Source organism: Acinetobacter sp. CIP 102129 (assembly GCF_000368305.1).
GTDB lineage: Bacteria > Pseudomonadota > Gammaproteobacteria > Pseudomonadales > Moraxellaceae > Acinetobacter > Acinetobacter parvus.
The window spans coordinates 603,051-627,517 of sequence record NZ_KB849341.1 but is presented as its reverse complement, the minus strand read 5'-3'; the positions used below and the strand labels follow the sequence as shown (position 1 = coordinate 627,517).

The following is a 24,467-nucleotide window of genomic DNA, read 5'->3' as shown; positions in this document are numbered from 1 at the left end:
CACAGACTATAAATGTTTTTCGATGGTTGCCAAGGTCTGTGGGCTTTCGTAGAACGGTTTTAGAATTAATGTAATGATTGGCTCTAATACACCATGCTCGTCTAAAGCGGCTACAACTTTTGGATAAAAACGTACAGCCTCATTGAGTAAATCTGTCTCTTCCAGACCAATTGCTGCAAAAATATCTTCCAGACTTTCATCTTTATAGAAATCATAAAAGACTTTTACACCGTACAGGATCAGCTCTTGTATGAAAGAGGACTGGCGTAATTCTTTCCAGTATTCATAAATCATCACAAAGAATTCTTCAACATCCAATGGAGTCACCTGTTTGGTGTATTCTGATAGCGGCTTGGCCTTGTTATCATCCCAAACATTGCGGGCAAGACTTTCCAGGTCATCATTAGACAGTAGGCTTAAATCAGCCAGTTGCTCCTGAATAAATTTGCCTATGCTTTCTTCCAGTTTCTGCTCAATTCGTTGTTGCTGGCGGTATGAAAAGCTTTTTAGTTTTTGCTGCCATTCATACTTGCTTTCAGATATTCTGTCTTCATCATCCTGTGAAAACAGTTTTGGCAACTTGTTCTGCAAGGTTGTGGTGGCAATGTACTGGCACAATTGCTCAATAGAGGGACTTTCTTTAAGGAAGTGGTTGAGATAGTGGCGGATATTTTCCAGTTCCAGAAATTTGGAAAGCCATATTTCAAACTGCTGATCTGAAAATAAGTCTTGTAATTCTGCTGAAGACTGTAAAGAAAAAACATGCAGCCGTTGAGCAATCTCACCAATAAATTCCAGTAACCCTGCACCAAGCTGCATTTCAAAGGCATAACGCTTAACGACGGCCTGAATTTGCTCCAGTTCAACAACTTCCCTGAGTTGGATGTCTGGCGCATGTTGTATAAAAAGCTGGATAAACTGTTGAAAAAACTCAGCAGAAAGCTGGGTAGTCAGTTGGTTTTTATAAAATGCCACCTGCTCAAGCAAAAGTGCTTGAGCAAGGTGTTGTGACTTTTCAGAAACAATCTGTTCAGTCATTCGCAGTCCATCCATTGACGATAGGGTAACGGCGTTCACGACTGAACGCACGCGAGCTGATACGTGGTCCAATTGCCCCTTGGCGACGCTTGTATTCGTTACGGTCAACCAAACGAATAACTTTCTCGACCACTTCAGCTTCATAGCCTTTGGCAATGATGTCTGCCTGACTCAGGTCTTCCTCAATGTAGGCGTACAGGATTGCATCCAGTACATCATACGCTGGTAAAGAATCCTGATCTTTCTGGTCTGGGCGTAACTCTGCTGATGGTGGACGTGTAATCACACGTTCAGGGATAACAGGTGTTTTACTCAAAGTATTGCGATATTTCGCCAACTCAAACACGATGGTTTTATACACATCCTTGAGTACAGAGAAACCACCCACCATATCACCATACAATGTGCAGTAACCCACTGAAATTTCCGACTTGTTACCTGTGGAAAGGACAAGGTTGCCAAACTTATTCGATAAGCCCATCAACAGAGTGCCACGGGTACGTGCCTGCAAATTTTCTTCGGTTGCATCGGCAGGGCTATTGCCAAAGAATGGATAAAGGGTTTGCATGAAACTGTTCACAATTGGATGAATTTCAGCAATACCAAAGGTTACACCCATACGGCGTGCCTGTTCAGTCGCATCCTCCACACTCATTTGAGAGGTATAAGTATAAGGCATCATCACAGCCTGTACCTTATCTGCGCCAATCGCATCCACCGCAATCGCAAGGGTGAGTGCGGAGTCAATACCACCCGATAGACCCAGAATCACGCCAGGGAAGCCTGAACGTTGCACATAGTCGCGGGTTGCCATGACCAATGCCTGATAAATTTCAGCAAAAGTGTCGAGGGGAGGCGTGGTTTTTGCGGTTTTAAACAGCTTCTGTTTTGCATCATATTCAGCGAAATAAACAGATTCCTGAAAACTTGGGGCCTGTAAGGCAAGCTGCCCATTATGATTGCTTACAAAACTCGACCCATCAAAAATCAGGTCATCTTGTCCACCCACCTGATTCACGTAAACAATATTCAGGCTAAGCTGTTTTGCCAGCTCATTCAGGGTTTGTACACGGTGCTGGGGTTTACCGACTTCATATGGTGAAGCATTTAAGATCAGCACAGTTTCAACATTGAGCTGGCTTAACTGTTTCACGGTACTGAGTGACCACACATCTTCACAGATCAAGACACCAAACTTATGCCCTAGATATTCAAAAACCAGGTGCTGGTGACCCTCCTGAAAATAACGTTTCTCATCAAACACACCGTAGTTTGGCAAGTTGTGTTTGTTGTAAACACCTAAAACCTGACCATCTTTCATTACAGCGGCGGAGTTGTAGCGATGTCCTTCCTCAGTCTGGTGCACAAAACCGAACACCATCACAATATCTTTGACTTCGTTTAACTGGGCAAACGCCTTTTGGGTTCGTTTTTGTAGGTTCGGACGAAGTATAAGGTCTTCAGCAGGGTAGCCCAGCGTGGAGAGTTCTGGGAAGATGATCAAGTCAGCCTGTTGTTGTTTCGCTGAATTTGCCTGTTCAACCATCTTTTGAGTATTTGCATCAATATTGCCAATATGCGGAGAGAACTGAGCAAGGGCAACTTTAAAATTTTTCATTCAAACTTAATCCTGAGTTTTAACAAATTATGATATGCAAGTTTTTGATTTATATAGGTATGGTTTTAAAAAACATTGCTATATCATGGCGCCAGACATTCTATATCTTAAAGAAAAATGACAAGTTTACTAATATATACTAAATGCACATTTTTCTGCGTAGAAAAAACAAATTTTTCTGTGTAAAACGGCAACATTTCTCAATGTTTGCGTAGTTATGCTGCATGAGTGTGAAGAAATTTCATATAGCGCTATAAAGTTTTTTTCCGCTCATTTTGGTGTATGGACATGATATGTACTGATAATCCATTTTAAAGTTTAATTTGTACAATAAATATACATAAAATAATAAAAATGACTATATTTTACTTATTTGAGGTGGGGTTTTTATGAAATAATTTAATTAAATCAATTTGTTAAAATTTTATATACCGTTTGTCGGGAGTTACTTTGCTACGCTTGAGTGTACAATTGTACACTGCTATTATCTTAATTAATGTGAACATATGTACACTATTGTTATCCAATGAAGCATCATGTCGTAATACATGATCAGAAAAAAGAGGTATTCGCTATGTCAGTAGTATGGTTTCCTGTAATTGCATTTGGTCTGGCTGTGGTTGTTGGTCGTATTGGTACAGTCATGTTCCGAGAACAAGAGCAGGAACTTAAATAAGTTCAGAAGAACCTGATTTTTAACATGAGAGGTAAGTAGTAATGATTCCAGTAATTTTATTTCCAGTGGTTGCATTTGGTTTGGTAATTGGCGTAGGGCGTGTTGGTACAATTGTTAAGGATGCAATGCGTGTGGATTTTACGACTGAAATGGATGATAGTCATGAACACAGCCCAGAAGCTCGCAAAGGCTCTATTGTTTAAAGTAGATTGCGATCCAATTACCTAAAAAGCCCTGTGGATAAAATCACGGGGCTTTTTATTTTTTAATGATATTTGGAATTTTCCTGAAAAAAATATCTCGTGCAATGTCACCCTGCTGTTCAATATTATAATCCTCAAAAGCTTTGCCCTGAATAAATTGATAACAGTAAGGATTGTATTTTTTAAAACTTAGATAATAGCCCAGTTGTAGGATTGCACCTTTCAGAATGACATTAGTCTGTTGCTGGTATTGTAAAATATGTGCCAGCTCATGAATAAAAACACCCTGTAATGCCATTGAGCATTTTGAATAGTCTGCACTGAAAGAGGGTTGACATGCGAATAAATTGCCATTCGGTGCGATAAAAATATTGGCTGGCTGCCAAGGTAAATAAGGGGTATTAAAAATTCTTACCTGATCATAGTTGATCAGGTTGCCAAAAACCTGCTGTGCAATCTCCACTTCACCCTGCGTGAGTCCACGACATTCAAATTCATTTATCCTGAAATGAACAATTAGGCTGGAAATAAATCTGGCTTCTAATCTCTGTATCAACGATTGTGTGGGCTGGGACATATTTGATGATATCTGGGATTAAAATTATTGTTGGGAATTATCTTCACTTGAAAAGAAAAACCCCAGTTAAAACTGAGGTTTTACCACAACTAAAATGACCACTGCAAGTAGGATCAGGGTGGGCATTTCATTAAAGAACCGCCAAAACTTATGTGATTTGTAGTGGGCATTACCAATCAGTTTTTTACGGTAATAACCACATACAAAATGGTAAATCACCAGTAAACCCACCAAACCGACTTTAAGATAAAACCATAACGCTTCATGATAGTGTCTGGTGGCATCCCCCCAGTCCACAAGGAAATGGGCGGTGATGAGTGTAGCAATCATGGATGGCCACATAATGCCACGGTACAATTTACGTTCCATGACCTCAAAGCGCTGATGACTGACAGTATCTTCACTCATCGCATGGTAAACATAAAGACGAGGCAGATAGAATAATGCAGCGAACCAACACACCACAGCGATAATATGTAATGCTTTCACCCACAAGAAAGCATCAGAAGGTGCATCCATCGATCATCCTAGGTGGGATTATGCATCCCACTTCTTGAAAATGAGGCAGGCGTTTACACCGCCAAAGCCAAAACTGTTACTCATGACAGTATTCAGTTTTGCATCACGTTTTTCAAGTACAATATCGAAACCCTGTGCGCCCTCATCCAGTTCTGTGACGTTGATATTTGGTGCAATAAAGTCATTTTGCATCATCAGTACAGAATAAATCGCTTCCTGAACACCAGCGGCACCCAGACTATGACCCGTCATGGATTTGGTTGAACTTAATGGTGGAACCTGACCCTCACCAAAAGCACGTTCGATTGCTTTAAGCTCCGTCACATCACCAGCAGGGGTGGAGGTACCATGCGTGTTGATATAATCAATCTGCTCAACACCATGTTGTTTGGCTTCTTCCAGTGCCATGAGGATACAGCGGGTCGCACCTTCACCACTTGGCGCAACCATGTCAGCACCATCACTATTCGCTGCATAACCGACAACTTCAGCTAAAATGTTAGCACCGCGGGCCTGAGCATGTTCCAGTGATTCAAGAATAACGAAACCACCACCGCCTGCAATGACGAAACCATCACGGTCTTTTGAATAAGGACGTGAAGCTGTTTCTGGGCTATCATTATATTTAGAGCACAATGCGCCCATTGCATCAAACAGCAGGCTTTGAGACCAGTGATCCTCTTCACCACCACCTGCTAGCATCAGGTCTTGTTTGCCCAATTGGATCAGGTTGTAAGCATAGCCAATCGCATCGGCAGATGTTGCACATGCGCTGGTAATGGAGTGAGCGATACCCTGAAGTTTTAATGACACACCAACGTTTGCAGTAATGGTGTTGCTCATATTGCGTGGAACAAAGAAAGGCCCAATTTTACGTGCGCCTTTTTCCTCTAAAAGTTTCACCATTTCAGCAACAGAGGCGGTTGAATTACCGCCACTACCACCTGTAATCCCATAACGTGGGTTATTGGCCAGGTCTTCCTGTTTAAGGCCTGCATTTTCTACCGCCGCAATCGCCGCATTGTAGGCATACATGGCACAGACACCCATAAAACGTTTAATTTTACGGTCAATGCCATCAAAATCTTGAACAGCCGCCGCGCTGACATGGCTCTTGAAATTAAGTTCAGCATAAGTTGGGTTAAAACGTGTCCCAGAGATTCCATTTTTTAAAGAATGAGTAACCTCTTCCAAAGAGTTGCCGATGCATGAGTTGATGCCCATACCAGTGATTACAACACGTTTCATTTACAGATCCCTTTTATGGTAATGCTAAGCTATGTACGATAATCGTTATTTATAAATCAGGAGAATATAACGATTAAAACAGCTTATAAGTGAATGACACCATGATAGCAGAAAGGTTTTTTATTTCTTATGGCAAATTTTATGCCTATTTCCAGTTGTGTAAATATTAGTAAATATCAGTCATGTTGTGACGAAACGTAATGAAAGTACACACATAAAAGTTGAGATAAATAGATATTCAACCTAGTATCTACCTAGAAATACACACAATTACAGAGCAGAGGTATTTGATGACAAAATCCCAAAATAAGCAATCTTCAGGTTTATTGGCACAGGCCTTTGGAGTGGCTAAAAAGCTCAGTTCAGAATTACAAAAACGTCAGGTTGCCCCAACGACTTCCGCAGCGGAACTCGCCCATTCATCAAATGTGATTGAGGGAAGTGCCCGCTTCAAACCTCCATTTGAGGTGGAAAGGTATGAAACACCACAACAGATGCTGCGCCAGCAATTGCCTAAACTGTCAAACCAGTTGCTGGGTCGTCATTACACGCGGGTCAATAATTTCGCCACCTTTATATCGCCAGACCTAGGTGAAAAAGTCTCTAACTACCTGTTTCAGTGGCTAAATGAGTTTAGTTCAAACACCTCTTTAACAGAAAAAATTCTTGAGGAGGCAGGGGTGAAAGACATTGCTGAACTCACCAGGGATACAGGTCGTTCCCAGCGTCTGAGTCAGGCCTTGATTGAACAGAACAAGCTTTTGGCTGCGGTGCAGGGTTTGATTACAGGTGCAACAGGGGTGTGGGGTGCGGCAATAGACATTCCTGCCTCAATAGTTCTGGCATTGAGAACTGTATATCAAACAGGTCGTTCCCATGGCTTTGACCTCAATGGCGACACAGACCAGGAAATTGTTGCATTTATTTTCAAGGAAATTGATTTGAGCCTTGTGGCGGAAAAGCAAACCCTGCTACTTACATTGAAAGCCGTGAAATCCATGCTGGAAACCCATGACCTGCAACAGTTCCAGCAATTGTTGGGTTCAAATAACGATATTGAAATGATCAGGAAATGGCTAGTTGATGATGAGGGACAATTTAAGTGGGGATGGCTCAACCGTATTCCCCAAGCCTCTGTGATTGGAAAATTGACTCCTGTGGCGGGTGCTGCATTGGGCAGCTTTTATAGCTGGAAACTGCTTGAGGATGTGGGCCATAAGTCACAGTCCGTATTTGGTGCCGCACGTTTCTATTTAAATGAGCATCCAGATGAAAAGATTTCCCCTTTGGCTGCTTATTACAAGGCCGAAGCCTTGCTTCGCAAGGCAAGTCCAAAACTGTTAAATCCAATTGAAACTGAACCACAAAAACCCTCTACAGCGGAAGCAACTAAAAATGATGTGATTACCCATGTTGATGTTCGGGCAAAAGAAAATGCTGCCGATCAGCCATCTGTGGAGGAAAAGGTGGAAACTGGTATCCAGCAACTGGCAAGCCAATATGTTGAAGAGCATGAACATGCTGAACAACAACCTGCCTTGACTGCACAGCAGGATGAGATAATCACAGAAGATGAACCTGAAATTGTGGCTGAACAAAAACCAATTGAGATGGAACCAGCTTCAAAAAAACACAGCTAATTTGTTTCATGATGTATTCATACATCAGAACGCAACAAAAACACTAGGAATGGTCAGCATTTGCTCTATTGTGCGATGTTGACCATTTTTACTTCTTAGCTTACAATTGTGTGCCCTCAAAAAGAGGTGTTTTTCTTTTTGAGGTTGTTTAATAACGGGAGAATTGCCAAATGGCAACAACAAATCAGTTGATCCGTAAGGGTCGTACAACTTTGATTGAAAAATCAAAAGTTCCTGCGTTGAAGGCTTGTCCACAACGTCGTGGTGTATGTACACGTGTATATACGACTACTCCTAAAAAACCTAACTCTGCAATGCGTAAGGTTTGCCGTGTTCGCTTAACTTCTGGTTTTGAAGTGTCTAGCTACATCGGTGGTGAAGGTCATAACCTACAAGAGCACAGCGTTGTTCTTATCCGTGGTGGTCGTGTTAAAGACTTACCAGGTGTACGTTACCATACCGTTCGTGGTTCTTTGGACTGTGCTGGCGTTAAAGATCGTAACCAGTCACGCTCTAAATACGGTGCGAAACGTCCTAAGAAGTAATTCTAGGAAAATAGCCCAAGTAATCCTTTAGCGTTTCGCTTGTTTGAATTCTTCATAGATTTGTAATTCAGGCGACGTATAGTAAGGCCAGCGTCATGTACACGACACTTAGTACAACTGCTGGATCATCCTGAAGTGTCATAATATTAGGTGTATTAAAATGCCAAGACGTCGCGTAGTCGCTGCTCGTGAGATCCTTCCAGATCCGAAATTTAGCAGCCAAACAATCGCTAAATTCATGAACCACGTTATGCAGGATGGTAAAAAATCTGTTGCTGAAGGTATCGTTTACGGTGCTTTGGAACGTGTTCAGGAAAAAAATAAAGTAGACCCAGTTGAATTTTTCGAGACTACTCTTGAAAAAGTTCGTCCTATGGTTGAAGTAAAGGCACGCCGTGTTGGTGGTGCTACTTATCAAGTACCTATGGAAGTGCGCCCATCCCGTCGTACTGCCTTGGCTATGCGTTGGTTAGTAGATGCTGCTGCTAAGCGTTCTGAAAAAACGATGGCTTTACGTCTTGCTGGTGAGTTGCTAGATGCGGCTGAAGGTAAAGGTGCTGCGATCAAAAAACGTGAAGACGTGCATCGTATGGCTGAAGCCAACAAAGCCTTCTCTCATTACCGTTTCTAAGCGGATAAAACAGTCCCTAATCAGGAGAATATTCATGCGTACCGCAGCTCGATTCAACATCGCTCTCTACCAAAGTGGGGGCTTTGCGGGTATTTAAGTTGCCTGCTTGAATATTTGTACGCATCAATTTAATTGATGCGTCCTGTTTTAAATATAACATTTAGGAATGTAGACATCATGGCTCGCCAAACCCCAATTAGTAATTACCGTAACATCGGTATCTCTGCGCACATTGACGCAGGTAAAACAACTACAACTGAACGTATTTTGTTCTACACAGGTGTATCTCACAAAATTGGTGAAGTACATGACGGTGCAGCAACAATGGACTGGATGGAACAAGAGCAAGAGCGTGGTATTACAATTACCTCTGCTGCGACAACTTGTTTCTGGTCTGGTATGGCTAACCAATTTCAACAACACCGTATCAACGTAATTGATACACCGGGACACGTAGACTTCACGATCGAAGTTGAACGTTCTATGCGTGTTCTTGATGGTGCGTGCATGGTTTACTGTGCTGTAGGTGGTGTACAACCTCAGTCTGAAACTGTATGGCGTCAGGCAAACAAATATAAAGTGCCTCGTTTAGCATTCGTGAACAAGATGGACCGTACAGGTGCAAACTTCTTCCGTGCTGTTGAGCAAGTTAAAACTCGTTTAGGTGGTAATCCTGTACCTATCGTTGTGCCAATCGGTGCTGAAGATACGTTTGCAGGTGTTGTTGACCTGATCGAGATGAAAGCGATTATCTGGGATGAAGCATCTCAAGGTATGAAGTTTGAATACGGCGATATTCCAGCTGACCTCGTTGATACTGCTGAAGAGTGGCGTACCAAGATGGTTGAAGCTGCTGCTGAAGCTTCAGAAGAATTAATGGACAAGTACCTAGAAGAAGGTGATCTTTCTAAAGAAGAAATCATCGCTGGTTTACGTGCTCGTACATTAGCATCTGAAATTCAAGTCATGCTTTGTGGTTCTGCATTCAAGAATAAAGGTGTTCAACGTATGTTGGATGCTGTAATTCAATTCTTGCCTTCTCCAACAGAAGTTAAAGCGATTGAAGGTATTCTTGACGATAAAGATGAAACTAAAGCATCTCGTGAAGCATCTGACGAAGCACCGTTCTCTGCACTTGCGTTCAAAATCATGAACGATAAGTTCGTAGGTAACTTAACTTTCGTACGTGTTTATTCTGGTGTTCTTAAACAAGGTGATCCAGTTTATAACCCTGTTAAGTCCAAGCGTGAACGTATTGGCCGTATCGTGCAAATGCACGCGAACGAGCGTCAAGACCTTGAAGAAATCCGTGCAGGTGATATTGCAGCGTGTGTTGGTCTTAAAGACGTTACTACGGGTGATACATTATGTGATGAGAAAAACATCATTACACTTGAACGTATGGAATTCCCAGAGCCAGTAATTTCATTGGCTGTTGAACCAAAAACTAAAGCTGACCAGGAAAAAATGTCTATCGCTTTAGGTCGTTTGGCGAAAGAAGATCCATCGTTCCGCGTTCGTACAGATGAAGAATCTGGTCAAACAATTATTGCTGGTATGGGTGAACTTCACCTTGACATCATCGTTGACCGTATGAAGCGTGAATTCGGTGTTGAAGCGAACATTGGTAAACCAATGGTTGCCTACCGCGAAACAATCAAAAAGACTGTTGAGCAAGAAGGTAAGTTTGTTCGTCAAACAGGTGGTAAAGGTAAATTCGGTCATGTATATGTTCGTTTAGAGCCTATGGATGTTGAAGAAGCTGGTAAAGAATACCAATTCGCTGAAGAAGTTGTCGGCGGTACTGTACCTAAAGAATTCTTTGGTGCGGTTGATAAAGGTATTCAAGAGCGTATGAAGAATGGTGTATTGGCTGGTTACCCTGTTGTGGGTATTAAGGCGACATTGTTTGATGGTTCTTACCATGATGTCGACTCTGATGAATTGTCGTTCAAAATGGCAGGTTCTTATGCATTCCGTGATGGTTTCATGAAAGCAGACCCTGTTCTTCTTGAGCCAATCATGAAAGTTGAAGTGGAAACTCCAGAAGACTACATGGGCGATATCATGGGTGACTTAAACCGTCGTCGTGGTATGGTTCAAGGTATGGACGATCTTCCTGGTGGAACGAAAGCAATTAAAGCAGAAGTTCCATTGGCTGAGATGTTTGGTTACGCGACTCAAATGCGTTCTATGTCTCAAGGTCGTGCGACATACTCGATGGAATTTGCTAAATATGCTGAAACTCCACGTAACGTGGCTGAAGGCATCATCGCTAAGTTCCAAGCTGGCGGTAAAAAAGGTGACGACGAGTAATCTTTCGATTACTATATTACCCAACTAAAATTTAGTTAAAAAACCAAGTGCTCATGGGCGACCCTCATGAGCAGTTTATAAAGGAAGATCATCATGGCTAAAGCCAAGTTTGAACGTAATAAACCACACGTAAACGTGGGTACAATTGGTCACGTTGACCATGGTAAAACAACTTTAACTGCTGCGATTGCAACTATCTGTGCAAAAACTTACGGCGGTGAAGCGAAAGATTACTCACAAATCGACTCAGCTCCTGAAGAAAAAGCACGTGGTATTACCATTAATACATCACACGTAGAATACGATTCTCCAATCCGTCACTACGCTCACGTAGACTGCCCAGGCCACGCCGATTATGTTAAAAACATGATCACTGGTGCTGCTCAGATGGATGGCGCGATCCTTGTATGTGCTGCGACTGATGGTCCAATGCCACAAACTCGTGAACACATCCTGCTTTCTCGTCAGGTAGGTGTACCTTACATCATCGTATTCTTAAACAAGTGTGACCTTGTTGATGATGAAGAATTACTTGAATTAGTAGAAATGGAAGTTCGTGAACTTCTTTCTACTTATGACTTCCCAGGTGATGACACTCCAATCATCCGTGGTTCAGCGCTTCAAGCATTGAACGGCAATGATGGCGAATATGGTGAGAAATCAGTTCTTGCACTTGTAGAAGCGCTTGACTCTTACATTCCAGAACCAGAGCGTGCAATCGATAAAGCATTCTTGATGCCAATCGAAGACGTATTCTCTATCTCTGGTCGTGGTACAGTGGTAACTGGTCGTGTAGAAGCTGGTATCGTTAAAGTTGGTGAATCTGTTGAAATCGTTGGTATCCGTGATACTCAAACGACTACAGTTACTGGCGTTGAAATGTTCCGTAAACTTCTTGACGAAGGTCGTGCGGGCGAGAACTGTGGTGTTCTTCTACGTGGTACTAAGCGTGAAGATGTACAACGTGGTCAGGTACTTGCTAAACCAGGTACAATCAAGCCACACACTAAATTCGATGCAGAAGTATACGTACTTTCTAAAGAAGAAGGTGGTCGTCATACTCCATTCCTTAACGGTTACCGTCCACAGTTCTACTTCCGTACAACTGACGTAACTGGCGCGATCAAACTACAAGATGGCGTAGAAATGGTAATGCCTGGTGACAACGTAGAAATGTCAGTAGAGTTAATCCACCCGATCGCAATGGACCCAGGTCTACGTTTTGCAATCCGTGAAGGTGGTCGTACTGTAGGTGCTGGTGTTGTTGCGAAAGTAACTGCATAATCGCCTAGAGTGATAAAAAAACACCCCTTTGGGGTGTTTTTTTATGTCTATTGCTAGACAAAGTTTCCTTGCGTCGAGAAAAATGATTTCACTCATCATCCTTTTTCTCTCTTGCGTCGAAAAATTTAATACTTAATTAAATTTTCCTCCTGATGTCCTAAACTGATACCTTGCTGTCCTAAACTGCACTTAATTCATCGCAATAAAACCGTAATATAAAACACAAGAAAATGAACAAAAGTAGTAAATGGAAATTTTCCATTTAAAAGGAGTCAGTAGCATGAATGCTAAAGTAAATATTTCAAATCGTGCAGGTGCAAGTTTTCCAGTACGTCGTATGAATTTTGATTTTGATCAAGTACCAGAATATTGGATGGATGGTTCGGCTGGCTTAACTCATTTCATGACTGGTTTGTCTGCATTATTCCCAGATGGCGAGAAATTATTTATTGATGCTGTACGTGCTGTACGTTATCACCCAACTATTAAAGATAATGCAGAACTACAAAAAGAAATCAGTGCTTTTATTGGTCAAGAAGCAATGCACACTCAAGAGCATGTAAATTTTAATGCTTCTGCACAAAAGTATGGTCATGATGTTAGATCTTTAGAGCAGATTACGGGACGGTATATCCAATTTGCGCTTAAGAATTTTTCAAAAATCGTCAAACCCTTTGGTATGACAAGAGAGATGGTTGATCTAACGGCAACAACAGCGCTAGAACATTTTACTGCAACGATTGCTTCCGAATTATTACGCAATAAACACATCCAAAATTTAATGACAGATGAGACCATGTCATATATGTGGTTCTGGCATGCAGTTGAAGAAAATGAACATAAAGCAGTGGCTTACGATGTCTATCAGTCAGTATTTGGAACTGGATTGAAAGCATATAGTTTACGTACTACAGCACTTGTATTTGCTATGGCTTTAATCTTTATTCTTCAATCTTATTTTACTTTACGGCTACTTCAACAAGATAAAAAACTAAATCTGAAAGAATTAGGCATGATTTACAAATATGCTTATAGTCCATCAAAAGGGATTATTACAGGTATGGCGGGTGAAATGTTGGCTTACTTTAGACCACGTTTTCATCCAAATGATTTAGATACCGTACAATTACTTAAAGATTGGAAAACGAAATTAGGTTTTTAACTTAAAACTTCCATTAGCTAAACCTATGTAAAAAGAGCAATAAAATTGCTCTTTTTTATTTTGAATATTACATTGAATAGACTTTTTAAAATCATACTGACATGTCCTAAGATGATGCTTTTCTGACCTTATCTGCACTTATTTAATACGTTCAAAGAAGCGTATAAATAAACCATAGATAATTTTTAAGCAAATATATCCATTGGGTAGGAGAAGAAAGTATGAATGCTAAAGTCAATATTTCAAACCGCGCTGGCGCTAGTTTTCCTGTACGCCGAATGGATTTTGAATTTGGCGAAGTGCCACGTTATTGGGCAAATGGAGATGCTGCTTTAACTCATTTTATGACTGCACTTTCAGCACTGTTTCCAGAGGGCGAACAATTTTTTGTGAATAGCACCCGTGCAGTTAGAAATGATCCAAAACTTGCTGATCCTCGATTACAAAAAGAAATTAGTGCTTTTATTGGACAAGAAGCAATGCATTCAAAGGAACACTTGGCTTTTAATGCAGCTGCTCAAGCTTATGGTTATGATGTGCGTAAATTGGAGGCAGAAACAGCTAAAGTGATTGAGTATGGAGTTGCTATAAGTACTAAATTATTAAAACCATTTGGTTTTACAAAAGAGATGATTGGCTTAACGGGTACTTGTGCCTTGGAGCATTTTACATCAACGATTGCTGAAGAATTATTAAGTAATCCAGATATTCAATCCATGTTTATGGATGAGACCATGTACCATTTATGGATGTGGCATGCAGTTGAAGAAAATGAGCATAAAGCGGTGGTATTTGACGTTTATGAAGCAATGTATGGGCAAGGATTTAAAGCTTATTTTATGCGTTCATTAGCTTTAGTGATTGCAATGGGTTTAATTTTTATTACCCAGTCATATTTCACTGCGACTCTTTTAAAAACTGATGGCAAACTTACATGGCGAGATACCAAATATATGCTCAAGTTCATGTATGGCTATAAAGGTTTTATGACGCGCCAGATTCCTACATTGCTTGCTTTTTTAAGACCTAAATTCCATCCAAATGATGATGACACCACTGAACTGTTAAATAAGTGGCGTGCTGAACTGGGTTTTAACCTGAACTAATGATAAATAGAAAATGGGCAATGAAAATTGCCCATTTTTTTTATTCAAATTTTGCATTAAATTGCTGATAATCTGCACCAGTATTTTATAAGGTAACAGTCCGTGATTCGATTGATGCAGGAAAGTGATATAGACCGTGTAGCTGAGATTGAGCGGTTGGTACAAACACATCCCTGGTCCAGACAGCAGTTTCAGGAATCCTTGACCTCCTACCAATGTACTGTTTATGAAAAAGCCAATCAGGTGGTGGGTTTTTGTATTTTGCAGCCTGTTCTAGATGAGGCTAATTTATTATTAATGGCGATTCATCCAAGCCAACAGGGCAAAGGTCTTGGATACGAGTTGTTAGATTATTCAATTCAACTTTTAAAAAATAATCCGATTCAAATTTTTTTAGAAGTACGTGAAAGCAATATTCCTGCAATTCGTTTGTATGAAAAAACGGATTTTCATCAGATTGATCTACGAAAAAATTATTATCCAAATATTGATGGTTCAAAGGAGCATGCCGTGATTATGGTCAAGACATGCACCGATGATTTTGCAGCCTTATTTCAATAAGGCTATTTAATAATCAGGTTATTCCATTCAGATGGAAGTGTGCTCATCAATGAGTTTCCAAGTTGCTGGATTTCGTTGTCTGAGAGTGGGCGGTTAAGTCTGCGCCATTGTCCATCAAGCAACAACTCAAGCGGGGTATACTGGGATTTGTAATTCATCTTGGATGAATGCGGCACCCAATAGCCGAGGTAGAGATAATCAAGATTTAAAGTGCTGACATATTCAATTTGTTTAAGAATCGCAAAAACACCAAGTGAACGACGTTGTTCTTGGGGATCAAAAAAAGTATATACAGCAGAGAGACCATCATCCATTAAGTCACAAGTAGAAACGGCAATCAGTTTCTGATCATCCCAAAGTTCGATGAAAAAACTTTCTGTGCAACTGTGAATGAGGAATTTTTCAAACTGATCTAATGTTGCTGGATACATATCGCCATCTGCATGACGCTCGTTAATATAACGCTCATACAAATCATAATGCTGTTGACTGGCTTGCGAAGTTGGCAAAATACTCATTTTTAAATCTTGATTACGTTTCCATGCTTTCTTCTGGCTACTATTCATTTTAAATTCTTGAATCGGAACGCGACAAGATAAACATTGGCGACATAAGTGGCATTCTGGTCGATAGACAAAATCACCACTACGCCTAAAACCGACACGGGAAAGTTCAGATAAGGTGACGACATCAATCCGATGAATCGGGTCCAGAAATACCATGCGCGCGGACTTGTTATCGAGGTAACTACAGTCGTGCGGTGGCGTGATGTAATACTGTAAGTCATTTAAAAGGGACTTGGGTTGGTATGATTTCATGAATCTGTCCCTCCAAGGCGTTAGTCCATTAACCGTCTAATTTTGCATTAACTGCTATTGTTTTACTTGAAAATACACGTTCCTGATAGTTTTTCCAATTGATAGGGGGGGCAATAATTACATCTTGTAACGATTTAAGGTATGCCTGGCGAGAAATTGTACTGGCACCTAGACTGAGGAGATGATCGTTAACCAGTTGGCAGTCAATCCAGGGCAACTGATTTTCCTGTCCAATTAGCATCAAGGTATAGAAAGCCATCTTGGAAACATCGGTTTCGGTACTAAACATGGACTCACCAAAACAGCCTTTGCCAATAGTGACACCATACAGGCCACCTACAAGCTGTTCATTATTCCAGACTTCAACACTGTAGGCATATCCTGCTTTAAATAGAGCTGAATATCCTTCAATTATATCTTCACTAATCCATGTCTCATTTGCATAACTTCGTGGTAACGAACAGGCACGAATGACTTGTTCAAATGCATGATTAATCGTAATTCGATAATCATGTTTTTTCATATTTCGTAGTAAGGATTTGCTCGGTTTATATGCCTCTGGTTCGATAATGCAGCGTGGTTCAGGACTCCACCAACAGATAGGTTCGTCTTCATTAAACCATGGAAATAGGCCGTGGGTATAGGCTTCAAATAAAGTCGATGGAGATAGGTCAGCACCAATGCAGATGAAACCATGACCCTCGGGATCAGCTTCCACAGGATTTGGGAAAATATATTGGGATAGGGGTAGTGGTTGCATAAGAAATGAGGTTAGTCAGAATAATTTTAAACTAACTGAACTGGAGAGCGTTGACAATCCATTGGACTGTCAACGTATGACAAGGAGAGGTAATTAATTCAGGTTGTCGAGGTATTTTTCTGCATCTAATGCTGCCATACAGCCTGAGCCTGCCGAGGTAATGGCCTGACGATAAACGCTATCCGCTACATCACCCGCCGCAAATACACCCTCAATGGAAGCTGCCGTTGCATTACCCGAAGTACCACTTTGAACCTGAATATAACCATCACGCAGGTTAAGCTGACCATCAAACATGCTGGTATTTGGTTTATGGCCAATCGCAACAAACAGGCCCTGAACCTGAACATCCTGTGTGCTGGCATCCTGGGTTGACTTGATACGCACAGCAGTTACACCCGTCTTGTCACCAAGCACTTCATCAACCTGATGGTTCCAGATGATACTGATCTTGCCTTCTTTTTCTTTGGCAAATAAATGGTCTTGTAAAATCTTTTCGGAACGCAGGCTGTCACGACGGTGTACCAGCGTTACATGCGCCGCAATGTTTGAAAGATAAAGCGCTTCCTCAACCGCAGTGTTACCACCACCCACAACCATGACATTCTGGTTTTTATAGAAGAAACCATCACAAGTTGCACAAGCACTTACACCTTGACCCATAAATGCAGCTTCAGATTCAAGACCCAAATATTGTGCTGTTGCACCTGTAGCAATAATCAGCGCATCACAGGTGTATTCTTCCATGTCGCCTTTTAAGACAAATGGACGCGTTTTAAGATCTACTTCGTTGATGTGATCATAGACAATTTCTGTACCGAAACGTTCTGCATGAGCTTGCATGCGTTCCATCAATACAGGACCAGTTAATCCCTCTGGGTCACCTGGCCAGTTATCCACTTCGGTGGTCGTTGTCAACTGTCCACCAAGTTGCAAACCAGCAATCAGGGTCGGCTTGAGGTTGGCACGCGCTGCATAAACTGCCGCGCTATAACCTGCAGGACCAGAACCCAAAATAATTAACCGTGAGTGACGAGCGCTCATTAAAGAACATCCTTTTTATATTGAAACTATTAAAATTATACGTGAATCCACAGGGGAGTGGGTTGGATAATATTGATATACTTAATCGAATTGGGCTATATCATCAATGGGGCTGTTGATATTTCGCCAGCGCTTTGCGATAAAGTCAACACGCCCACGATGTTAACAACAACATTAAACAATCGTGCATCTTTTTTGTAAGAACGAGTGCATAATAGAGAGCGTATTGATTGAAGATTCTTGATGAACTTCATTAATTCTAATGATAAATGAATTGGGTTACAGGACTGTATATGACTGCGGTGTCAAGTGTTTATGCACAACGCTTTTTAATGACATTATTTTTGATTTCTTTTGGCATTTACCTATTTCTTGCCACAGTGACTTATACACCATTTGATCCAGGATGGATGCATATCTCCAGTGATACCCAGCAGGTTTCCAACGCCAGTGGGGTGGCAGGTGCCTGGATTGCGGATCTGTTGTTTGGCTTTCTAGGCTGGGCTAGCCTGCTGATTCCATTATTCCTGTTTATGGAAGCGATTCAGGTCTGGTGGCCAAGAAGTTTTCTAAATCGCCCGTTTCGTTATGCGGCCCAGTTTTTCCTGATTTTATCGTTATCGAGCCTGTTGTATTTACACTGGAATATGCCAGCCGACACGCTGGAAAATGCGGCGGGTGGCATTATCGGTTATGAGCTGGGACAGAGTTTATCGCAGTTGCTGACGATTTATGGGGCAACCTTATTCTTACTGATATTTGGCATTGTATTGATTACCTTGGCATTTGGAATCCAGTGGGACAAAACCTGGGTGACATTGAAAAATACGCCCGCTTATTTGCAGGACCTGTTTTATAAAAATGTACCACAGACCGAGTCGGCCTATGACCTCACTGAACAATTGACTAAAGAAACACCTGCCATTAAAAATAAAGTTAAAACTGAGTCTGCGGTCGCGAATACTCCTGAAATTAAAGTGGTTGATTTAAAACAGAATGATCAATCAGCTAAAGTGGAGGATTCACATCATCAACAGGTGGCAGAAAGATTATTTGCGGATGTGGTTGCGAAAGAGCAGCAAAGTGTCCATTCAGACGAAGCCCATGTCATTGAGGATTTTGAACAAACCCTGCAAAAGGCACATCAACTGGAAGCGGAAAGCCAACGCCTGATTCAGACGGGTGAGGTATGGCGTGCGCTGCAAAGCGATGATATCAGCCATAAACAGGAGATTGATGCGTTGTTAAAGGCTGCCGATGATTCTGATCAGCATGTGGCATCCTACAATACCATGCAGTCTCAACGGATCGAACCTACTTTGCAAAGAGAAAGCGGTAGCAATTTAGACTGGAATGATGACCAAATTTTTGATGAGTTGCTGGCTGCCGTTCCAAATAATAAAACTGCAACGCACACGCCGTTTACGCAAGATGTTCCAGCACATTCAAACTTTCATGAACAAGTGAATGTGGTGGAGTTTGAAGCCGATATAGAGGCATTGATCGCAGAATCGGCACAAACCATTGTAGTCCAGCCACATGCGTCTTCAGTTCAAAATGTTGTTCAGGAAGAGAAGCACAGTTCTACAAGTGAAGCGTTTGATGAGTTTAACGATCTTCTTGTTGATGAAGAGCAGGAAAATATAAGACCTCAAGCTTCAAGTTATGCTCAGTCCTCTGCTTTTGTAAAAGCGCCAATTGAGGTCGCCGCACCAAAAGAGACACTTTCCAAGGAAGCCTTTATTGAGGCCTGGCAGGAGACCGCAGGTAAGGCTGAACCTGATGCAGACCTGAATATTGAAGATGATTTTGATCTGGATGCGCCATTAACCGATTCGTTTGGTCGTCCAATGTCCCGTGCCATGCAAGTGGCGCAGAAACGCCGTGACTTGCCAACCTTACCAGGTCTGGAACTACTGGATGATGTTGATCCAAATAAAAAGGTGAACTTCACTGCTGAACAATTAGCCCGATTGTCAGAGCTTCTGGAAATCAAGCTACAGGAATTTAACGTTAAGGCACAGGTGGTGGAAGCCCAGCCAGGTCCAGTGGTCACACGTTTTGAACTTGATCTTGCACCAGGGGTCAAGGCATCCAAAGTCACCAATATTTCGCGTGACTTGGCGCGTTCTATGTCGATGGCTTCAGTACGTGTAGTTGAGGTGATTCCAGGGAAACCGTATATCGGCATTGAAGTACCGAACAGTAGCCGTGAAATGGTACGTTTGATCGAATTATTGGAAACACCAACGTATCGTGATCCCAATAATTTAATTAGTATGGCGATGGGTAAGGATATTTCTGGTAATCCTGTACTGACTGATTTAGCCAAGGCGCCACATATGCTGGTTGCGGGTACTACAGGTTCGGGTAAATCGGTTGCGGTCAACTCGATGATCCTTTCGATGTTGCTGAAATATACACCTGATCAGTTGCGCCTGATCCTGATTGACCCGAAACAGTTGGAATTGGCCAACTATAATGATATTCCACATTTGTTAACACCAGTAGTCACTGACATGAAAGATGCGGTCAGTGCATTAAACTGGTGTGTGAATGAAATGGAACGCCGTTACAAACTAATGTCATTCCTAAAAATCCGTAAACTTAGTGACTACAACCGCAAGGTGGAAGAGGCGATTGCCAATGGTGAGGACCTGATTGATCCAACCTGGAAAGCAAGTGATTCGGTTGTGGGGGAGCGCGCACCGCGATTGACCCCACTCCCTTCGATCGTCATCGTTGCCGATGAGTTTGCTGATATGATCATGCAGGTCGGTAAAAAAGCTGAAGAGATGATTACCCGTTTGGCACAGAAATCCCGTGCGGCAGGCATTCATTTACTACTTGCGACACAGCGCCCCTCTGTAGATGTGATTACAGGCCTGATTAAGGCCAATATCCCAACCCGTGTGGCACTGCGTGTAAACAGTAAAATTGACTCACGTACCATTCTGGATGCGGGCGGGGCAGAAGATCTGCTTGGTCATGGTGATATGCTGTTCCTTGGACCAGGGAAGATTGAACCTGAACGTGTACATGGTGCATTTATCAGTGATGATGAGGTCAACCGTATCTGTGATGCTTGGCGTGAACGTGGTGAGCCTGATTATGTTGATGAAATCCTGACCCCATTTGACGAAGAGCCAACATCCCGTGGTTTTGAGGATGGAGAGGGTGATCCAAGTCGGGATGCATTATATGATCAGTGTGTATCTTTTGTACTGGAAACCCGTAAAGTATCTACTTCATCTATCCAGCGTAAATTTAGTCTGGGCTATAATCGTGCTGCCCGTATTGTTGATCAAATGGAAGAAAATGGGATTGTCAGTGCAATGGGAGCAAATGGCAAACGGGATATTCTGGTTTAACGATCATATTCCATTAACCAAGCCTCTATTCTGAGGCTTTGTCGTTTTTATTTTCTTGTTTTTATATGGTAATAATCACGTTTTTTATTTAAGCTAAACCTTTAGGGTTTTAACACTGGGTTTGGCTATGTGGGTTGCATTATGTACGCTCATCTTTATTCATTTTTGTGCATTGATTACCCCTGGTCCAGATTTTTTCTTAGTTTCCCAAACTGCAATTAGTCGCTCCCGCAAAGATGCGGTATTGGTGGTTCTCGGTATTTGTTTGGGTGCGATGTTGTGGTCTTTATTGGCACTCATGGGGCTGAATATTATTTTTGAAAAGATGGCATGGCTAAAGCAGGGCCTTTTAATTGCAGGTGGCCTGTATTTATGCTGGCTCGGTTTCCAGATGCTACGCTCAGCCTTTTCAAAGGGTGATGAAACAGTAAAACAGATGGTCCTACCTCAATCACCTTATCTATTCTTTATGAAAGGTCTGCTCACCAACCTGTCGAATCCCAAGGCGATTATTTACTTTGGTAGTGTATTTTCACTGTTTTTAGCCAATCCTTTATTTGACCAGCATCATTCCCTGCTTTTTATTATTGTGTCAATTGAGACAGCCTTGTGGTTCTTATTGGTTGCCTTTGTTTTTTCCTTGCCCACATTTAGAACTGCATACCAAAACTTTGCCAAATGGATTGATGGCATTTCTGGTGGAATATTCACTTTATTGGGTGTTTATCTGATTGGCAATCGATAATAATAGATATAAAGAAAAAGCCTGCATGATGCAGGCTTTTTTTTATTAAGCGAATTTCGCTAAAACTTCCAGAAAACCCTCTTTTTGACGAGGATACTGTGCGATGACATCATGGATGCGCTGCCCCTCTGGATTGGTTGCATTCAGGTCACGGCCATCTGCCAGAAACTTGGTAATCAAACGCTCATAGTCATGTGGACGCATATGCTTGAATGCATGATAGAGCACATGGAAGTCAGCATTTACACCCGCTGGTGGAAGCTGGTTGAGGTAGGCAAACACACGCTCATCTGACCATTCTTCATTGAAAGTTGCTGGCTGTGATAATGCCATGACAATCTCCTCAGTTTTATAAAACAATAAAGGCAAAATCCTTGAAGTGGATGAAAGCAATGCTTTCCAAATCCACTCACGTATTCTGCCTTTATTTGCGAAAAATCGCTAATAGAAAAACTTCTATCGTTCTTCAGGTAAATTGATATTCATCTCAAGCATTTCAATATTTGCTTCTGAGCGAACCTGCATTTGGATATGCTGTTCATCCACACCACGCACATAACGACTGACCACTTGCATGATTTCTTTCTTCATTTGATCAAGTTTGTCTTGCCCTAAACGGCGACCCAATCCCTGTTCAGATGCAACAATGACCTTTAAACGATCTTTAGCCGTTTGTGCACTTGATGGTTTTTCATCACCGCTAAACAGTTTACTCCAGAATCCTGCCATAATTACGCTCCAAATAGTCTAGCCAACCAACCTTTTGGCTGCACTGCAATGTGTCGATAAGGACGGTCTTCGCCAAGGAAACGAGCAACCAGATCATCATAGGCTTGTCCAGCCTTTGCTTCTGGATAAAGAATCACAGGTTTACCTTCGTTCGATGCCTGTAGCACGCTTGGACACTCTGGAATCACGCCCAAAGTTGGAACACGTAAAATATCTTTAGAAATATCATCAATGGTCAGCATTTCCTGTTTATCTGCACGTTCAGGGTTGAAACGTGTGATACAAAGGTGCTTACGGATACGGCCTTCATTTTGTTCAACTTTTCTGGTCTTGCTGTCCAGCATGCCAATGATACGGTCAGAGTCACGAACCGATGAAATCTCAGGGTTAGTGACAATGATGGCTTCATCCGCATGGTACATGGCTAGAATCGCACCACGTTCAATTCCAGCAGGAGAGTCACAGATAATGTAGTCAAATTCCTGTGAAAGCTCGTCGATGACGCGCGCTACACCTTCATCACTCAGCGCATCTTTATCACGCGTTTGTGATGCAGGCAAAATGAACAGGTTTTCAATGTCTTTATCACGGATCAGTGCTTGCTGTAGACGGGCTTCATTATTGATGACATTGACAAAGTCATAAACCACACGGCGTTCACAGCCCATAATCAAATCAAGGTTACGTAAACCCACATCGAAATCAATCACAACAGTTTTATGACCACGTAGGGCTAAACCTGTTGCAAAAGCTGCACTTGTTGTAGTTTTACCTACACCACCTTTGCCTGATGTTACGACAACAATTTTGGCCACCGAATCCACTCCTATTTATGGTCATACGCCCCTAAAAGGGCTTTTTGGTGCTTTTTTGACTTAATCAGTTAAGTTAAAACTGTAAGGGTTCAAATTCAAGCTCTTGCTTGTTATTTAAATAAATATGTACAGGTTTTTTGATCATATCTTTGGGGATATCATCCGCCACACAATAGGTTCCTGCAATCGAGATCAGTTCCGCTTCCAGAGAATTGCAGAAAATACGTGCTGAGCCATGTCCACCTGCGCCTGCAATGACTCTACCACGGGCATTGCCATAGATGTGAATATTTCCAGATGCAATCACTTCTGATCCACTATTCATGCCAGCATTCAGGATAATATCGCCCTGATCCTGTACCAAAGACTGACCTGTACGCAAAATCTCATCATGATATGAGGTGACATGGGTAACCGATGTGTTTTTTTGTGGTGTTTGTATTGCAGTGCTATCGACTGTTTTTTCAGGTGCATGGTCAACGACCTGCTCTTTAGAGGCCTTGATGCGTTGCAAGGGCTGATCGGTAGGCAAAACAGGGAACTGGATTGCGCGTGCCTCATCTCCCAGGATACCATCGATCACCGCCATTGGCTGTAAACCCAAATCAATTAACAGTTGGATCAGGGCAATCAGCTCTTGCTCGACGGTACTGTCAATAATGACTAAAGTCCCTAAATAAGAACCCTCATTGAGTGTGCTTGTCAGTTGCTGTCGGATTGCAGCATGGTCATTTGTGTCGAAAGTCAGTCGACTAAAATTCACCATTCTGCCCGTAATCCGTATATCAGCCATAATTTATCCTTCAGGGCTTTTTAAGCACTCTATTGTATAGGGTCTGTTGATATTTCAGCCATGCATTGCGTTATCGGCTAAAACGACATAAACAAGGCATGAAACGTAGGCAATGGCGATCCCCTTGTCAAGTTTCATAACGCAGTTTAGGGAAGTTTTAGCCATAACCCTGCGGGACAGGGACATTTTTTGCCGCTACGGCGTTATGTCTTATTTATTTAGAATGACTAAATTGCATAAGCCACGCCTTGTATCGTCTAAAAAATGT

The 24,467-nt window shown here is 41.9% G+C and carries 23 protein-coding genes; 11 read left to right on the top strand and 12 right to left on the bottom strand.

Annotated elements, in window-relative coordinates; all coding sequences use genetic code 11:
* Positions 1-6: 6 nt before the first annotated feature.
* Entirely contained in the window at positions 7-1,038 is a 1,032-nt protein-coding gene (locus F973_RS11005; protein WP_004761815.1) for a hypothetical protein, read from the bottom strand.
* Entirely contained in the window at positions 1,031-2,656 is a 1,626-nt protein-coding gene (locus F973_RS11000; protein ID WP_004761814.1) for an NAD+ synthase, read from the bottom strand. Before F973_RS11000 ends, F973_RS11005 begins: the two co-directional genes overlap by 8 nt.
* A gap of 717 nt (positions 2,657-3,373) precedes the next feature.
* Here F973_RS11000 and F973_RS15295 point away from each other — a divergent pair.
* Positions 3,374-3,535 (top strand): hypothetical protein, encoded by a 162-nt coding sequence (locus F973_RS15295; protein ID WP_004676555.1) that lies wholly within the window; start codon positions 3,374-3,376, stop codon positions 3,533-3,535.
* 55 nt (positions 3,536-3,590) lie between these two features.
* Here the strand turns inward: F973_RS15295 and F973_RS10995 are convergent, their stop codons facing one another.
* The 3 genes from F973_RS10995 to F973_RS10985 all read right to left on the bottom strand — a co-directional run bounded on the left by F973_RS10995 (position 3,591) and on the right by F973_RS10985 (position 5,879).
* Positions 3,591-4,112 (bottom strand): hypothetical protein, encoded by a 522-nt coding sequence (locus F973_RS10995; protein ID WP_004761813.1) that lies wholly within the window; start codon positions 4,110-4,112, stop codon positions 3,591-3,593.
* A gap of 66 nt (positions 4,113-4,178) precedes the next feature.
* The gene (hemJ, locus tag F973_RS10990; RefSeq protein WP_004676559.1) at positions 4,179-4,631 is read right to left on the bottom strand and encodes a protoporphyrinogen oxidase HemJ; all 453 of its coding nucleotides are present in this window, start codon (positions 4,629-4,631) and stop codon (positions 4,179-4,181) included.
* A gap of 18 nt (positions 4,632-4,649) precedes the next feature.
* Complete coding sequence (locus tag F973_RS10985; RefSeq protein WP_004761812.1) at positions 4,650-5,879, bottom strand: beta-ketoacyl-ACP synthase II; 1,230 nt, start codon at positions 5,877-5,879, stop codon at positions 4,650-4,652.
* Positions 5,880-6,169: 290 nt separating this feature from the next.
* Between F973_RS10985 and F973_RS10980 the strand changes: the two genes are divergently transcribed.
* The 8 genes from F973_RS10980 to rimI all read left to right on the top strand — a co-directional run bounded on the left by F973_RS10980 (position 6,170) and on the right by rimI (position 15,124).
* Complete coding sequence (locus F973_RS10980) at positions 6,170-7,519, top strand: EcsC family protein (RefSeq protein WP_004761811.1); 1,350 nt, start codon at positions 6,170-6,172, stop codon at positions 7,517-7,519.
* Positions 7,520-7,689: 170 nt separating this feature from the next.
* Positions 7,690-8,064, top strand: coding sequence for a 30S ribosomal protein S12 (rpsL, locus tag F973_RS10975; RefSeq protein WP_004638184.1), 375 nt, complete (start codon positions 7,690-7,692; stop codon positions 8,062-8,064).
* Between the two features lie 160 nt (positions 8,065-8,224).
* The gene (gene rpsG, locus F973_RS10970) at positions 8,225-8,695 is read left to right on the top strand and encodes a 30S ribosomal protein S7 (RefSeq protein ID WP_004638185.1); all 471 of its coding nucleotides are present in this window, start codon (positions 8,225-8,227) and stop codon (positions 8,693-8,695) included.
* Between the two features lie 177 nt (positions 8,696-8,872).
* Positions 8,873-11,011 carry an elongation factor G gene (gene fusA / locus F973_RS10965; protein ID WP_004761810.1) on the top strand — a complete coding sequence of 713 codons (2,139 nt, stop codon included), beginning with the start codon at positions 8,873-8,875 and terminating at the stop codon, positions 11,009-11,011.
* A 93-nt stretch (positions 11,012-11,104) separates the two neighbouring features.
* A complete protein-coding gene (gene tuf / locus F973_RS10960; RefSeq protein WP_004674338.1) occupies positions 11,105-12,295 on the top strand; it encodes an elongation factor Tu in 1,191 nt (396 codons plus the stop codon).
* A 280-nt stretch (positions 12,296-12,575) separates the two neighbouring features.
* A complete protein-coding gene (locus F973_RS10955; RefSeq protein WP_004761809.1) occupies positions 12,576-13,457 on the top strand; it encodes a metal-dependent hydrolase in 882 nt (293 codons plus the stop codon).
* A gap of 221 nt (positions 13,458-13,678) precedes the next feature.
* Entirely contained in the window at positions 13,679-14,563 is an 885-nt protein-coding gene (locus tag F973_RS10950) for a metal-dependent hydrolase (RefSeq protein WP_004761808.1), read from the top strand.
* A 102-nt stretch (positions 14,564-14,665) separates the two neighbouring features.
* Complete coding sequence (gene rimI / locus F973_RS10945) at positions 14,666-15,124, top strand: ribosomal protein S18-alanine N-acetyltransferase (protein WP_212749546.1); 459 nt, start codon at positions 14,666-14,668, stop codon at positions 15,122-15,124.
* Positions 15,125-15,126: 2 nt separating this feature from the next.
* Here rimI and F973_RS10940 read toward each other — a convergent pair whose 3' ends face one another.
* From F973_RS10940 to trxB, 3 genes are all read right to left on the bottom strand, one after another.
* Positions 15,127-15,942, bottom strand: coding sequence for an arginyltransferase (locus F973_RS10940; RefSeq protein ID WP_004676572.1), 816 nt, complete (start codon positions 15,940-15,942; stop codon positions 15,127-15,129).
* A gap of 28 nt (positions 15,943-15,970) precedes the next feature.
* Positions 15,971-16,702 (bottom strand): leucyl/phenylalanyl-tRNA--protein transferase, encoded by a 732-nt coding sequence (gene aat, locus F973_RS10935; protein WP_004761806.1) that lies wholly within the window; start codon positions 16,700-16,702, stop codon positions 15,971-15,973.
* 93 nt (positions 16,703-16,795) lie between these two features.
* Entirely contained in the window at positions 16,796-17,746 is a 951-nt protein-coding gene (gene trxB / locus F973_RS10930) for a thioredoxin-disulfide reductase (protein WP_004761805.1), read from the bottom strand.
* Between the two features lie 293 nt (positions 17,747-18,039).
* Between trxB and F973_RS10925 the strand changes: the two genes are divergently transcribed.
* Together F973_RS10925 and rhtC are read left to right on the top strand one after the other, a co-directional pair.
* Positions 18,040-21,117, top strand: a complete 3,078-nt coding sequence (locus F973_RS10925) for a DNA translocase FtsK (protein ID WP_004761804.1) — start codon at positions 18,040-18,042, stop codon at positions 21,115-21,117.
* 127 nt (positions 21,118-21,244) lie between these two features.
* Positions 21,245-21,862, top strand: coding sequence for a threonine export protein RhtC (rhtC, locus tag F973_RS10920; RefSeq protein WP_004676581.1), 618 nt, complete (start codon positions 21,245-21,247; stop codon positions 21,860-21,862).
* A gap of 45 nt (positions 21,863-21,907) precedes the next feature.
* On the opposite strand, the gene F973_RS10915 is transcribed toward rhtC, so the two are convergent.
* The 4 genes from F973_RS10915 to minC all read right to left on the bottom strand — a co-directional run bounded on the left by F973_RS10915 (position 21,908) and on the right by minC (position 24,199).
* Positions 21,908-22,195: a PA4642 family protein gene (locus tag F973_RS10915; protein WP_004676583.1), complete on the bottom strand. Its 288-nt coding sequence runs from the start codon at positions 22,193-22,195 to the stop codon at positions 21,908-21,910.
* A 123-nt stretch (positions 22,196-22,318) separates the two neighbouring features.
* Positions 22,319-22,591: a cell division topological specificity factor MinE gene (minE, locus tag F973_RS10910; protein WP_004676585.1), complete on the bottom strand. Its 273-nt coding sequence runs from the start codon at positions 22,589-22,591 to the stop codon at positions 22,319-22,321.
* 2 nt (positions 22,592-22,593) lie between these two features.
* Entirely contained in the window at positions 22,594-23,406 is an 813-nt protein-coding gene (minD, locus tag F973_RS10905) for a septum site-determining protein MinD (protein ID WP_004676587.1), read from the bottom strand.
* 73 nt (positions 23,407-23,479) lie between these two features.
* Positions 23,480-24,199 (bottom strand): septum site-determining protein MinC, encoded by a 720-nt coding sequence (gene minC / locus F973_RS10900; protein WP_004676589.1) that lies wholly within the window; start codon positions 24,197-24,199, stop codon positions 23,480-23,482.
* Positions 24,200-24,467: the final 268 nt, after the last annotated feature.

Bases quoted from the DNA above. Each gene is read 5' to 3' on its own strand.
- F973_RS11000 (WP_004761814.1), bottom strand. From the start codon at position 2,656: ATGAAAAATTTTAAAGTTGCCCTTGCTCAGTTCTCTCCGCATATTGGC.
- F973_RS10955 (WP_004761809.1), top strand. From the start codon at position 12,576: ATGAATGCTAAAGTAAATATTTCAAATCGTGCAGGTGCAAGTTTTCCA.
- rpsL (WP_004638184.1), top strand. From the start codon at position 7,690: ATGGCAACAACAAATCAGTTGATCCGTAAGGGTCGTACAACTTTGATT.
- tuf (WP_004674338.1), top strand. From the start codon at position 11,105: ATGGCTAAAGCCAAGTTTGAACGTAATAAACCACACGTAAACGTGGGT.
- F973_RS10985 (WP_004761812.1), bottom strand. From the start codon at position 5,879: ATGAAACGTGTTGTAATCACTGGTATGGGCATCAACTCATGCATCGGC.
- F973_RS10980 (WP_004761811.1), top strand. From the start codon at position 6,170: ATGACAAAATCCCAAAATAAGCAATCTTCAGGTTTATTGGCACAGGCC.
- F973_RS10995 (WP_004761813.1), bottom strand. From the start codon at position 4,112: ATGTCCCAGCCCACACAATCGTTGATACAGAGATTAGAAGCCAGATTT.
- rpsG (WP_004638185.1), top strand. From the start codon at position 8,225: ATGCCAAGACGTCGCGTAGTCGCTGCTCGTGAGATCCTTCCAGATCCG.
- F973_RS15295 (WP_004676555.1), top strand. From the start codon at position 3,374: ATGATTCCAGTAATTTTATTTCCAGTGGTTGCATTTGGTTTGGTAATT.
- F973_RS10940 (WP_004676572.1), bottom strand. From the start codon at position 15,942: ATGAAATCATACCAACCCAAGTCCCTTTTAAATGACTTACAGTATTAC.
- fusA (WP_004761810.1), top strand. From the start codon at position 8,873: ATGGCTCGCCAAACCCCAATTAGTAATTACCGTAACATCGGTATCTCT.
- hemJ (WP_004676559.1), bottom strand. From the start codon at position 4,631: ATGGATGCACCTTCTGATGCTTTCTTGTGGGTGAAAGCATTACATATT.
- aat (WP_004761806.1), bottom strand. From the start codon at position 16,702: ATGCAACCACTACCCCTATCCCAATATATTTTCCCAAATCCTGTGGAA.
- rhtC (WP_004676581.1), top strand. From the start codon at position 21,245: ATGTGGGTTGCATTATGTACGCTCATCTTTATTCATTTTTGTGCATTG.
- minC (WP_004676589.1), bottom strand. From the start codon at position 24,199: ATGGCTGATATACGGATTACGGGCAGAATGGTGAATTTTAGTCGACTG.
- minE (WP_004676585.1), bottom strand. From the start codon at position 22,591: ATGGCAGGATTCTGGAGTAAACTGTTTAGCGGTGATGAAAAACCATCA.
- trxB (WP_004761805.1), bottom strand. From the start codon at position 17,746: ATGAGCGCTCGTCACTCACGGTTAATTATTTTGGGTTCTGGTCCTGCA.
- F973_RS10915 (WP_004676583.1), bottom strand. From the start codon at position 22,195: ATGGCATTATCACAGCCAGCAACTTTCAATGAAGAATGGTCAGATGAG.
- F973_RS10925 (WP_004761804.1), top strand. From the start codon at position 18,040: ATGACTGCGGTGTCAAGTGTTTATGCACAACGCTTTTTAATGACATTA.
- F973_RS11005 (WP_004761815.1), bottom strand. From the start codon at position 1,038: ATGACTGAACAGATTGTTTCTGAAAAGTCACAACACCTTGCTCAAGCA.
- F973_RS10950 (WP_004761808.1), top strand. From the start codon at position 13,679: ATGAATGCTAAAGTCAATATTTCAAACCGCGCTGGCGCTAGTTTTCCT.